We start from the raw sequence: 13,041 nt of genomic DNA, 5'->3' as shown, positions 1-13,041 counted from the left end.
GCACCTTGTCTGAACGTTCAGACGATCTTCGACACGACGCGAATTTCCGCGTGTTCCACCCAATCCGACACCGCCTTCTTATACGCTTCGATGTGCGCCGATCTGGCATGCACCGCCAGCGCTTCCTGACTTTCCCAACGCTCGACAAACACGAACCGGCGCGGCTCCTGCACGTCGCAATGCAAATCGTACTGAAGCGCTCCCTGCTCCTTGCGCGTCGGCCCGACCAGCCCTTCGAGCGCCTGGCGCAATTGCTCTTCGTAGCCCGGCTTCGCCACCGAGATTGCGACCACCGCGATTTCCGACATGCCTGACCTCCCTTTCACGAAAAGCAGCAGCATACCCGGCGCCCGTCAAACCTGCAGGCGGCCTGCGCGCAAAACAGCAGCGTGCCTGTTGAAGTTTCGTCCGCGCTGACCGCATCGCGCATTCGAGCCTCCAGGCGTCCGAGTACCGTCCTTGCCTGGAGTTTGGCGGGTGTCCACTTGCCGCCCTGTTACGCTCGGTTTCATACAGGCGCTTGATAGCGCCGGGCGCAAGCGGTTTGGCGCGCGCCAAGCGGGCGCCAAACTCTGCCGGACGGCCGATTGGCGTGGAAATCGGCATCACCGTGGATATGACCCCGCGTCTGTGATAACCCGCACATTCATGCGAATTGCAAACTGTTAGACTGGTTTTGACTAATCCGCCGGAGTCCAGCATGGCTGGCATCGCTCTCCGCGTTCCCGGGCTTTATCCGACCTGCCCAGCGCACGTGTGGGCCGTGCATCCGTTGCGCGCCGAATCGCCTGGCGCGTCCCGTCACCCGCTTGCCGCGATGTCGCCATGTCCGCTCTCCTGCCTGCCTTTATGCCATCCGTCAGCGAATTGACCCTGAGCGGCCTGCTCCCGCATCTGGTCCGGGACGAGTCCGGCTGGACCGCGACTTGGCGCGCGCTAACTTTGCACAGCGTGTTCCAGCCGGTGCTGTCGGTGACGCACCAGCGCGTGGTCGGCTATGAGGGGTTGCTGCGCGCGTTCGATCCAGTCGGTTTGCCGGTCTCGCCTGACGTGCTGTTTTCCGGCACCCGCTCGGCCGCCGATGCCCGCGAGCTCGACCGCATCGCGCGCTGCCTGCATGTGGCGAATTTCATGGAGCAAGGCATCAGCACCGGGTGGCTCTTTCTGAATACGCGCCCGCAGGTGTTCGAAACCGGCTGGCCACAACGCGCGTTCATTGACGAACTGTCGGCGCACTTCGGTCTGCCGCAGGAGCGCATCGTGATCGAAGTGCTCGAGCAGCCCGCCGACGACGAATCCGCTGTCGCCAGCATGCTCGCCGCGTCGCAGCCGCGTGACTTCCTGATCGCGATCGACGACTTCGGCACCGGCTTCTCGAACTTCGATCGCGTGTGGCGCTTCCGCCCCGACATCGTGAAACTCGACCGCTCGCTGGTTGCGCGCGCCGGCAAGCGCGAAGGCGACGACTCGATGATCGGCCATCTGGTCTCGATGCTGCATCAATCCGGCACGCTGGTGCTTGCCGAAGGCGTCGAAACCGACGAAGAGCTGATGATCCTGATGGAAGCCGACGTCGATTTCGTCCAGGGTTTCTGGCTCGGTCAACCGAAAAGTTCCGTGCAGGCGGCCTGCGCGAAGGTGCCTGCGCTGATCGAATCGATGTGGGGCAAGTTCGCCGACTACGAACGCGAGCATGCCGGCCACCAGCGGCTCGGTTTCGAAGGTTTTGCTGAAGCGGTGCTGGCCGCCGCCGAGACCTACAAGACGACCGGCGATCTGCGCCAGGCAGCGCAAAAGGTCTGGCATCTGCGCGAAGCACGCCGTGTGTTCATCACCGACGGACTGGGCGAACAGACCCAGCCCTCGGTCACAGCCGCCTCGCTGCCGCCGCCTCCGCTACGGCTCGCGCCGCTCTATACCGACACGCGCAGCAACTGGTCGCGGCGCGCTTATTTCAAGCACGCGCTCGCCGCGCCGGGGCGCGTCGCGATGATGGGCCCGCATTATTCGCTAGCCGACGGTCAGGACTGCTACACCGCGGCTCTCGCCTTCGAGCATGACGGCACGCATGTGCTGTGCGTCGACTTCGTGCCGGCCGCAACGGCCACGGATGCGCGCCCAACCGGGCGCGGCAGCAAGCGCTAATCGTCCACCCGGCCGCGGCCGGATTTGATCTCGCTGCGTTTGGCCTTGCCGTCGAGGCGCCGCCGATTCGACGCGCGCGTCGGCCGGGTTGCGACGCGCGGCTTGCGCGTTACGCTGACGCTTTCGATCAGTTCATCGAGCCGCGCCAGCGCCGCCGCCCGGTTCATCTCCTGAGTCCGATGCTCCTGCGCCTTGATGATCACGACGCCGTCGCGTGTAAGCCGATGATCGGACAGTGCGAGCAGGCGCATTTTCAACACTTCGGGCAACGACGAAGCCTGCACGTCGAAGCGCAGGTGAATGGCACTCGAGACTTTGTTGACGTTCTGCCCGCCCGCTCCTTGCGCGCGCACTGCGGTCAGTTCGATTTCGTTCGGCGGGATTGGATAGCGGGATGTCATGACGCGAGCTTGAATCGGGAAACGTGAGTGTACACAGCGCGCGCCCGATCACCGACTACGGACTATCGAGCGCGTCTGCCGATGCGAAAAAGTATTTGCGTCCGCGCGGCCAGTTCATCGATACTGCGTTTTTCGCTTACAGCGTAAATTCACATGAAACTTCGTCCAGGTTTTGTGCTGGAACTGGCCGTCAACTTTCTGTTACCGTGGCTCGCGTACCGGCTTGCGCTGCCGCACCTGGGCGAGACCGGCGCGTTGATCGCTTCTGCCGTGCCGCCGATCGTCTGGAGTCTGATCGAGCTCGTGCGTTTTCGACGCGTCGACGCGCTAAGCGTGCTGGTGGTGGCCGGCATCGTGCTCTCGGTCGCGGCGATGGCGCTCGGTGGCAGTCCGCGCATGCTGCTGTTGCGCGAGTCGCTGGTGTCCGGCGCGGTCGGCGTGGTGTTTCTGCTCTCGTTGCCGATGCACCGTCCGCTGATTTTCTATCTCGCGCGCGCCACCGTCGCTCGCGAAATGGAAGGCGGCGCGGCGCGCTTCGAGGCGCTTTGGCAGGAGCGGCCCGCCCTCGTTTCCGCCATGCGGTTGATGACGCTGGTGTGGGGCGTCGGACTGACCGGCGAAACGGCGCTGCGTGCGTGGATGGCGCTGACCTGGCCGATCGAGCGCTTCCTCGTGGTCTCGCCGTTTATCGGCTACGGCATTTATGGCGGCCTCACGCTGTGGACGTTCTGGTATCGAAAGACCATGCGTGGCCGGGTCGAGGCGCGCGTGCAGTCGGGTGGCGCTGCTAGTTGAGCGGGTTCGGCGCGAAATGCGCTTGGACTGTTCCATCTTTCTGCCGTTCTGCCGTTCTGCCGTTCTGCCGTTCTGCCGTTCTGCCGTTCTGCCGTTCTGCCGTTCTGCAGCTTAATTTGCGTGATTGGGCCGCGAAGCAGCCCCGCTAGCCGCACCTGCTATTTAGCGCCGCGCCACACCTCCGCTATCCGCGCGGCTAACCCGGAGTCGCGCTGTGTCGGTGTCGCAATGGCCTGCGTCAGCACCGCGCGCCCGCCGATCACTTCCACCCGTTCACGCGCGCGGGTGATCGCCGTGTAGACCAGTTCACGCGACAACACCCGGCTGAATACCGACGGCAGCATCAGCACCGCGTGCTCGAACTCCGAGCCCTGCGATTTGTGAACCGTGAGCGCGAACGCGGTGTCATGCGGCGGAAGCGCCGCCGGCGATACCGCTCGCAAACCGCCGTCGCCGGTCCGGAAATACACGCGTAACGCGCCGCTCGCGCCCGGCAGCGCAATGCCGATATCGCCGTTGAAGAGACCCAGCGCGTAGTCGTTGCGCGTCACCATCACCGGACGCCCGGCAAACCACTGCGCGCCCACTGCCAGCGTCACACCCGCCGCGCGCCGCACCTGCGCCGCCATCGCCGCATTCACCTGATCGACGCCGCGTGGCCCGGAGCGCGTCGCGCACAAAATGCGGAAACGGTTCAACGTGTCGAACAGCGGCAATGGGTCAGGTGTTTCGGCTGCTAGCGCTGCTGCAAGCGCGTCGGCGTAGGGCGCGAAACCTGCGGCGAGCCGTGCGACGGTACGCTCGGCAAGCGTCACGTGCGCATCCTCGTGAAGCGCCGCTGCGCAAGTTTCCGTGGGATCGGTGCGCAGGACATCCAGCGCGGCGTTCGCCGAGCCGTTGCGAATCGCGAGCGACAGCCGGCCGATCGGCGACTCCAGGCCGAACCGGTAGTTGCGCTCGAGCCAGACGACGCAATCAGCGAGCGGGCTTTGCGTGGGCGAAGCGGACGTCGGCGGTAATGCTGCGCTTTCGAAAAGGTCGCCTACGGGTGGTTCATCGAAACCATCCGGCGAACCTGCATAGGCAAGCAGGTCCTCGTCCGGCACGTCAGGCTGCGCGAACAAATCGCCAGGCGCCGTACCGAAGCCCCGCGATGCGTCCGGCAATGCTTGCGTAAGCCGCGTTTCGTCGATGCCAAGCGCCTCGGCGACCCGCCGCAAACCACCTTGCGTAAAAGCCGGACGCGCGCTGAGTTCGGCGAACACCGCGCCGGCCTCGACGGCGGCGAGTTGGTCCTTGTCGCCAAGCATCACGAGACGCGTCTGCGGGGCGATGGCGTCGAGCAGATGCGCGGCCATGGCGACGTCGATCATCGACGCCTCGTCGATCACGACGACGTCGTAAGGCAGCGGATTATCCCGATGATGCCGGAAGCGTCCTCCCGGCCCGGAGCCGAGCAAACGATGCAGGGTGTACGACGTCTGCGGCAAACGCGCGGCGAGTTCAGGCGGTAAATCGCCGGCGCGCGCGAGCAAGGCCTCCTGCATGCGCTGCGCGGCTTTGCCGGTAGGCGCCGCGAGTGCGATGCGCAAATCCGCGCGCGCATCGATGAGGCAGGCAAGCACGCCGACCACGGTGGTGGTCTTGCCGGTGCCAGGTCCCCCGCTGACGATGGTGAGTTGCCCCGACAGCGCCATGACCGCCGCGACACGTTGCCAGTCGACTTCGTCGTCCTTCGGTGGTCCGAAGTAGCGCAGGAGACGCTCGTGCAGTGTTTGGGCGTTCGCATTCATGCCGCCGTCCGCGCTGGCGAAACGGCCAGCGCCATTGCTCACGCTGGCGTTGGAGTTCGTGCCGATGTTCGAGCTAGCGTTCGCAGCCACTCCCGCGCGCGCGTCGGCGTTAGCGTCGATTCCAGCAAGAGATCCCGCGTCAGCACCGCTCCCGACAGCATCACGCCCACGAGCCTGAGCATCGACCAATCGCTCGACATCCGCCCCCGCCCGCGCATGCGCCACCAGCGCGCGCGCAAGCCGCCGTTCGTAGTCGTAATAGCGAGCCAGATACAAGCGCCCTTGCCCGTCGACCACCAGCGGCCGCAACGCCGCCGCGCTTTGCGAACCATCGCTTGCCATGCCGCTAGCGAACAATGCCGCGCGCACCTCGGCGCTCGACGCCTCGAAGCGTCGCGCCAGCACCACAAGCGGCACGCACACATGCCCTTCAGCCGTCGCACGGCTCGCGGCGAACGCGCCGCGCGCCGCCCACTTGACTGCCTCTGCCGACGCGCCGCCGCGCCGCGCCAGCGCACCGATGCGGCGCGCGAAACCCTCAGCGAGCGCGATACTGAAATCCGCAGGCGCGGGCAAATTCACGCCGATGTCGTCGAGCTCAGGCGGCGCCGACGCGCTCTGTTCGAACCTGCTCATGCGACACCCCCGATCATGGCCGCATCGAGCAGCGCGACCAGCTCGAATGCGGGACGCCGCATATGCACGCCCGCCGGTCCGTCGGCGTCGCGCCAATGCGGACGCACGCCGCGCACGAACAGATACAGGTAGCCGCCGATGTGCGTGTCGTACGAATAATCGCGCACCCGCGTTTTCAGATAACGATGCAGCGCGACCGTATAAAGCAGCGCCTGCAGGTGATACGCGTGGCTCGCCATGGCCGCTTCGAGCGGCACGGCAGCGTAATCGGCGGCGGTGTCGCCCAGATGGTTCGACTTCCAGTCGACGATCCAGAAACGTCCGTCGTGCTCGACGATCATGTCGATAAATCCTTTGACGAACCCGCGCAACACGCCGGGCTCCAGTGCGACGTCGGGATAGCCGTGTTCGATCAGCAGTTCGCGCAAGGCAGGGAAATCCAGCGACGGCGCGGCGAACAGAAACTCGAGTTCATTGAGGCGCCGATGCGGGTTCAGTTTGGCGAGCGTCATGCCGGGCTGCAGTTCCGCGGTGACCACGTCCCTGAGCAGGTTGTGCATCATCGCTGGCAGACGTGTGGCGAGTTCAGGCACAGCCGGCGCCGGACGCTCGCGCAACGCCCCGCGGATGGCGTCGGTCCACGTATGCGGCTCTGTGAAATCAGCGAGTTCGAACATGCGATGCAGACAATCGCCCGCAGCGGCGCCGCGCGGAAACGCGAGGATGTCGTCTTCCGCGTAGGCCGGCGCCTGCGGCGCGGGCGTGGGCGTGACGACGAGCGCATCGGCAATCTCGTCGTGATCGGGGCGCACCTCTTCCGCCGGCGCGTGCATCTCTTCGGCTTTACTGCCGGCAGCGATCAGGCCGCTGAAACTCGCCATGCGCCACTGATCGCGCAACGGCCTGCGATTGGCCCGCGCCTGCATTCGCGCGCTGCGGTCCTGAAGGCTTTCGAGCGGCACGCGGCGCGCCGGCCTGGGCAGCGCCTGCAGCGTGATCGGGCCACCCGCCAACGCCTGCCAGCGCGCCGATAGCGTGGCTTCGTCGGGCGGCTCGGAGAGCCAGTCGCCGAAATCATGACCGCCGCCGGCCACGAGCCAGTTCAACACGCTGCGGCGCGACTCCTTGCTGGAGCGCGACGACAGATACGTGCCGGCGACCAGGTAGCAGCGGTACACCGCACGCGTCAACGCCACATAGACGAGCCGCGCCCGTTCCGCCGCCTGTTCACGCACCGCGTAACGCGACGCATGCTCGGCCTCTTCGTCATCGCAGCCGTAGTGCAACACCGCATCGCCGGTTTCGTCGTGATACTCGCGCGCATCCGGCAAACCGGACGACGGCGGCTCGCGCAATCCACCGTCGTTCAGGAACGGGCAGAACACCACGGCATATTCGAGCCCCTTCGATTTGTGGACCGTGACGATCTGCACGAGATTGCGATCCGACTCGAGCCGCAACTGCGCGTCTTCGCCACCGCCCTGGGTGCGTTGCGCGGCGAGCCAGCGCAAGGTCGGCGCGATACCGGGCTGCGTCGCGGCGCGCGCCTGCACGAGTTCGGCCAGGTGGTTCACGTTCGTGAGACGCCGCTCGCCGTCCATTCCGGCAACCAGCCGTTGCGCGACGCGCAGCTCACGCATCAGCGTGCGCCACATCACCGCGAAGCCGCGCTCATGCCACAGCGTGCGATAGCGCGAAAAACGTTCGACCCAGCCCATCGCGTCAGCGGCGTGCGCGGGATCGTCTGCGACCGACGGCACGTCGGCGACCTGCTCGAGTCGCCACAACGCCGCGGCGTCGAGGCCCAGCCAGTCGGTGGCCAGCGCGGCGCGCAGACGGCGCAGATCGCCGGGCGTATCGACGGCGGCCAGCACGCGTTCGATCTGCTCGGCGTCGAGCGTCGCGAACACCGACGCCTGTGCCAGCTCCACACTGCCGACACCCCACGCGGCCAGCACGCGTTTGATCAGACTGCCCTGCTTATGCGTTTGCACCAGCACCGCGATGTTGCCCGGCGCGAGCGGCGCGTCGCCGATCGTCACCACGCCTTCGCGCGCGCCGCGCAGGAGCCGCACGATCTCGGCGGCACACGCTTCGCTCGCTTCGCGCTGAGCCTCGCGCTTGGTCAACGCGGCGTCGCCTTGCGGCAAGGTCCAGATGCGGAAGTCACCAGCGCTCGCGTCCGGATCGGAAAATGGCAGCCTGCGCCGCTCGCCCGCACGCACCGGCTGATAGTCGAGGCCATCCAGCACGAACGCTTGCGGATTGGCTTCGAAGAGCCGGTTGCACGCCTCGACGATGGGCGCGGTCGAGCGCTGATTGACGGCCAGCGTGTAGCACGCGGACGCCGCTTCACGCGCCGCCAGATAGGTATGCAAATCGGCCGCGCGAAAACTGTAGATCGCCTGCTTCGGATCGCCGACTAGAAACAGCGGACCGGCAGGCGCAAAGATGCGGCTGAAGATCGCGAACTGCAGCGGATCGGTGTCCTGAAACTCGTCGATCAGCGCGGCGGGATAACGCGTGCGCAACGCATCGGCAAGCCACGGATGCGCGGCGAGCGCGCGGTACAAGTTGGACAGCAGATCGTCGAACGACACGACGCGGCGCGTGCGTTTGCGCGCCACCAGTTCGGCGGGCGCGTAGTCGAGCCAGGTCTGCACGAGCGAGAGCCAGCGCGCGCGTTGCGCGGCTTCGGCCGCGACCACGGCTGCGGCCAGCGCTTCGGCGTGTTCGAAGAACGCATGTTCGGGCGGCTCGAACTTCACCTTGGTGGCCTTCTTCAACGCCGAAGCCGTCAGCTTCAACGCGGCCTTCGGCGGCGGTGCATGGCAGTCGCCCTGCGCAAAGTACTCGGTCCATGCAGCAATGGCCGCGCTCACATGATCGGGCTTATGCGAGGTCTTGCTCAGACGGTCTTGCGCCTGAGCCAGCAAACTGACGATCGCGTCGCGCTCCGCATGCCAGACGTCACAGGCGGCGTCGAAACCGGCTTGCGGATCGGCGCCAGTGCCGCTTGCGTCGACCTTGCCCCAGCGCAACTGCGCCAACGGTTTCTTCAGACGCCGCGCGAGTTGTTCATCGAGTGAAGCGGGACCGGCGCGCTTGGCTACCAGCCAGGCGGCGAACGCAGGATGCGCATGCGCCACCGGTTCCACCTGCTCACGCCAGAAGTCAGCGGCCATTTCGAAGCGCAAGGCCGCGTCGTCGGCTTCCATTTCGAAGGCGAACGGCATGGCGGCGGCGAACGGCGCCTCCTGCAATGCGCGCTGACAGAACGCGTGGATGGTGTGGATCGCCGCCTGGTCGAAGGTGCGCAGCGCGCGCCGCACGACCTTCAAGGCGTCCTCACGCTCGATGCCCCGCTCCGGCGCCAGCGTCGTTTCAAAGAGACGGCGGATGAACGGATCGCCGCCGTCGTCATCCATTTCGATGGCACGGTGCAGTTCCGCGAGACGCCCGCGTATGCGTTCGTGCAATTCCGCGGTCGCCGCCTTCGTGAACGTGACGACGAGAATCTGGTCCGCGTTGAGGTTCTTTTCGAGCAAGAGCCGCACATACAGCGCGCAGATATTCCAGGTCTTGCCTGTGCCCGCCGACGCCTCGATCTGATTCACGCCGTCGAGCGAACAGGCGAATACATCGAGTTCCTCGGCGACCAGCGCGTAATTCTTCATGGCGCCGCTCATGACGCGCTCCGCAAATGTTGCATGAGTGGTTTGAACACGATCGCGGCGAGGCTGCCGAACGGCTCGTCGAGCGTAAGCGGCGTGCCGCGCAATGCGATGCGCAAGGCGGGATCGTCGGACTCGCCACGCACGCGGTCGTTGATCCAGACACCTTGCGCGGCGGAATCGCTTTCGCTGACTTTGGTCCACGCGCTCTTCGGGAAAAAGCGCAATGGCAGCATGCGGCCTGCTTTGAACAACGCGGCGAGCGGCGCCAGTTCGTTAAGCGGCGCGGCGACGGGCGCGAGTTCGAAACTCTCGCCGCTACCGTGCCATACAGTGCGGCGCGGACCGTTCGGCTGCGCGGCGCAATAGACCAGATGCGCGAGCCACGCCGACAGATAGTCGCGTGCGGTAGGTTTGGCGTAGCGGAAAATCACTTGTCCTGTTTCGGTGAGCAGGTTCAGACTGCCGTGCAGTTGCAGCGGCGTTTTGGCGGCTTGCCGAAGCAGCGCGTCATGCGGGCCGAACAGCGCACCGGCAAGCTCCTCGCTCTCGGGCCAGCGCGGCGCGATGTCGAGCATGAACGGCAAACGCTCGACACCGGAAGCCACCTCGCGGCGAACGCTGTCGGCGAGCTGACGCAACGCACCGAGCTCACGGGCGCGCCACACCGCGCCGGTCGCGCCGCCCGGCAATTCCGGGCTCGCTGCCGCCACGCGGCGCACGCGTTCGAACACGACATCGTCGTCTGTATCGACGTCGAGCAGCACGGGCAAAAGACGGTCCGCCAGTGCATCGCGCCCCGCGTAATCCAGGTCGAACGGCTCGGTATCGAGCAATTCGCCTTGTGCATCCGACAACACGATGCCCAGACGGTCGCGCAACAGCGCCCGCGCCGGATGACGCCAGAACCGCACGAATTCGTCGAAGGCAATCGGCGCCGGGTCTTCCGGCGGCAAGGGTCGATCGAAGAAGGGAGCCGCAGCGGGATGCGTGGGCGCGGCCAGCAATGTGGCCAGCTCGGCGCGATCCGCGTCGTAGCTGAACAGTTCGGATTGCGGCGAGAAATAGTCCGATGCAAACGCCTGCAACGGATGATCGACGATAAACGCATGCCGCGCGCTCTCGACTTCGGCGGGACTCGCGCCCTCGCCCGCCGACACCTGCGCGAGATGGTCGAGCAGTTCATCGACCAGCGCGGCCGGCGGCAACGGCGCGTTGTCGCGAATGCTGCGGCCCGTATAAGCGATGAAGAGACGATCGCGCGCCGCGAGCAGCAGATCGAGGAACAGATTGCGTTCGTCGTCGCGCCGCTGGCGGTCGCCGGCTTTGCCGAACGCGGCCATCAGATCGAACTCGTCGGCGCGCGCGAGACTCGGCAAGACGCCGTCGTCCATGCCGAGCAGACAGACGACGCGATACGGCAAACCGCGCAAACTGGTTAGCGACGAAAACGTCACGCTGCCCCAAGGCACGCCGCCACGCGCGGGGTCGTCGAGCGCTTCGGTGAGCGCGCCGCGCACCACCGCGGCGGGCATCGCGACCTCTTGCGCGCCGGCTTGCATCGCATCGCCCATCTTGTCGATCGCGTCGCGCACGGCCGCGAGCGAATCGGCGAACTCGACGCCGCCGTCGAAACACTGCGCGAGCGTTTCGAGCAGCAGTTGCGTCCACTCGCGAGGCGTGCGCTCGATCGCGCAATTCGCCGCGAAGCTGTCAATGTCATCGACGAAACGAGAGAGGCGTCCGAGCAATTCCGCATCGGAACCGTCGGCGCCTTCGACTGGCAACCAGGCGTCGACCGGTTCGCCGCCGTCCGGCATCGCGTAGCCGAGATAGAGACGCGTGAGCGCATCCGCGAACGTGTGACGTGCGATCGGTACGTGTTCGCCCGTGGGCTCGACCGGCGCGAGCCCACGGCGCGCGCCGGCTGCGGCCAGCCATTCCTGCGCGGCTTCGAGCGAGCTGGCGTCGATGCCATAACGCACGGCAATCGCGTCGACGCGCAGCCATTCGATCAGATCCGGTGCGCCCACGCTGCGCTCGGGCAGGCCCAGCCAATCGAGCAGCAAACGCGCAACCGGATTGGCCTGCGATGGCGGCAAGCCGGTGATCCGATACGGAATGCGGCGCGTGTCGCCAGGCGGCGTGGTGCCGAACACGGCGTCGATCAAGGGACCGGCCGCCGCGAGATCCGACACGGCGACCAGCACGTCGGACGGCTGCAGATCGTCGAACTCATCGAACCAGCCGAGCAGGCGATCGTGCAGCACTTCGAGCTGCCGCGACAGACTGTGGCAGATGTGGACTTCGATGCCGCGCTCGACCGGCAGTTCGTCGGCCTCGGTCTCGTCGTGCAGATTGAGAATGCCGTTCTGCACGGCGGCAAGCCAACTCGGTTCCGGATTCTCCGTGAAATCGCCGGTCTCGCCTGAAGCGGCGCTCTCGGTCAACTCGTGCAGCATGTGCAACTGCGCCTGAGTCTGGCGGCCCCACTCGGCGAGTAGCGGATGGCCAACTTCCTGATAGTCGAGCTGGCCGGCGGCGTCGAGCGCTTCGACGCGCCCCGCGCTGACGACGTCGAACCAGAACTCGCGGCACGGGTTCATCACGTACAGCCGCACGTCGACCCAGCGCGAGAGCGCGCGCAGCAACGCCACGTGCAACGGCGGCATGGTCGGCAGCGCGAACACGCTGACCGCTTCGGGCCACTGTGCGTTCGAGATCGCCTCGAGATCGAGCGTGCCGATTTCGTCGAGAAAACGGTAAGCAGGCGGCAACGCGGCCGCAGGTGTTTGCGCGTCACCCGACAGTTCCATGAGCACCGCGCGCCACAACGCCGCTTGCCAGCGCTCGTCCTCGCGCGCCGCTTCGCTCGCGCCGATAAGGCGCGGACCGGTGTCGTCAGCCGCACCGCTCGCGAAGATCGAACCGCCCTTCTGCCATTGCAACAGCCATTCCGGGCGATAGGTCAGATAGTGGTCGAGCACGGTCGCCACGCGCCGCGCGAGTTCATAGCGCATCGAAGCGTCCGCCGCATCGAGATACGTGCGCAGACGCGGCGACGCATTCCAGGGCAGCGCTTCGTCCACATTGTCCACCTGGCCCAGCAGCCGGTAGCAACGCCACACGAGCCGGTCCGGCGCGAACGGCGAATGCTTCGGCACCGTGATCACGCCGCCGATCTGCGCCCACAGCCATTGCGCGAGATAACCAAAGTTGACATTCGCGCAGATGCCCTGGCGCGCGGCGATATCGAGTTCGAGCCGGCGCCGCACCGCCGCGCTCGGGACGATCACGGGCTGCGCGGTCCAGGGATCGGACGGCGCTTGTGCCAGGTCGTCGAGCAGCGCGCCGACAAGGGTTTCGTAGCGATTCGAGTAGAAGAGCTGGAGCATGGATCCTGGGGCTTGCGGGCGGCACGGGCGGAACGCCCAGGCCGCGACAGACATTGAAGCGACAGCATAACAAACGCATCCTCAAGGCAGAACCTGGCCGAACGGACGAGGTCAGATCAGCCATAAAATCAGTTAGACTCGACGGCAGTTTGGGTCTGCCCCTTCAACCGCGGTTTTATCAGTGAATGGAATCCAGGCAGTC

Annotated in this window: 7 protein-coding genes; 2 read left to right on the top strand and 5 right to left on the bottom strand. The window is 66.1% G+C overall.

Annotated features, from left to right (window positions below):
• Window positions 1-17: 17 nt before the first annotated feature.
• Entirely contained in the window at window positions 18-308 is a 291-nt protein-coding gene (locus PQR32_RS32365) for a putative quinol monooxygenase (protein ID WP_408236820.1), read from the bottom strand.
• Between the two features lie 517 nt (window positions 309-825).
• Here PQR32_RS32365 and PQR32_RS32360 point away from each other — a divergent pair.
• Entirely contained in the window at window positions 826-2,145 is a 1,320-nt protein-coding gene (locus PQR32_RS32360; RefSeq protein ID WP_408236817.1) for an EAL domain-containing protein, read from the top strand.
• Here PQR32_RS32360 and arfB read toward each other — a convergent pair.
• Window positions 2,142-2,546 (bottom strand): alternative ribosome rescue aminoacyl-tRNA hydrolase ArfB, encoded by a 405-nt coding sequence (gene arfB / locus PQR32_RS32355; protein ID WP_408236814.1) that lies wholly within the window; start codon window positions 2,544-2,546, stop codon window positions 2,142-2,144. The genes PQR32_RS32360 and arfB overlap by 4 nt on opposite strands.
• A 153-nt stretch (window positions 2,547-2,699) precedes the next feature.
• On the opposite strand from arfB, the gene PQR32_RS32350 reads away from it, so the two are divergent.
• Window positions 2,700-3,341 (top strand): VC0807 family protein, encoded by a 642-nt coding sequence (locus tag PQR32_RS32350; protein WP_408236811.1) that lies wholly within the window; start codon window positions 2,700-2,702, stop codon window positions 3,339-3,341.
• Between the two features lie 158 nt (window positions 3,342-3,499).
• On the opposite strand, the gene PQR32_RS32345 is transcribed toward PQR32_RS32350, so the two are convergent.
• The 3 genes from PQR32_RS32345 to recC are packed head-to-tail and all read right to left on the bottom strand — an operon-like array spanning window position 3,500 to window position 12,839.
• The gene (locus PQR32_RS32345; RefSeq protein WP_408236808.1) at window positions 3,500-5,770 is read right to left on the bottom strand and encodes an AAA family ATPase; all 2,271 of its coding nucleotides are present in this window, start codon (window positions 5,768-5,770) and stop codon (window positions 3,500-3,502) included.
• The gene (recB, locus tag PQR32_RS32340) at window positions 5,767-9,459 is read right to left on the bottom strand and encodes an exodeoxyribonuclease V subunit beta (protein WP_408236805.1); all 3,693 of its coding nucleotides are present in this window, start codon (window positions 9,457-9,459) and stop codon (window positions 5,767-5,769) included. Before recB ends, PQR32_RS32345 begins: the two co-directional genes overlap by 4 nt.
• Window positions 9,456-12,839, bottom strand: a complete 3,384-nt coding sequence (gene recC / locus PQR32_RS32335; RefSeq protein WP_408236802.1) for an exodeoxyribonuclease V subunit gamma — start codon at window positions 12,837-12,839, stop codon at window positions 9,456-9,458. The genes recB and recC overlap by 4 nt, the downstream gene beginning before the upstream one ends.
• Window positions 12,840-13,041: the final 202 nt, after the last annotated feature.

This window comes from Paraburkholderia dipogonis (assembly GCF_046027395.1).
In the GTDB taxonomy this organism is placed as follows: Bacteria; Pseudomonadota; Gammaproteobacteria; order Burkholderiales; family Burkholderiaceae; genus Paraburkholderia; species Paraburkholderia dipogonis_A.
Note: the sequence above shows the minus strand (reverse complement) of the source record. Positions and strands in the feature narration are given on the sequence as shown.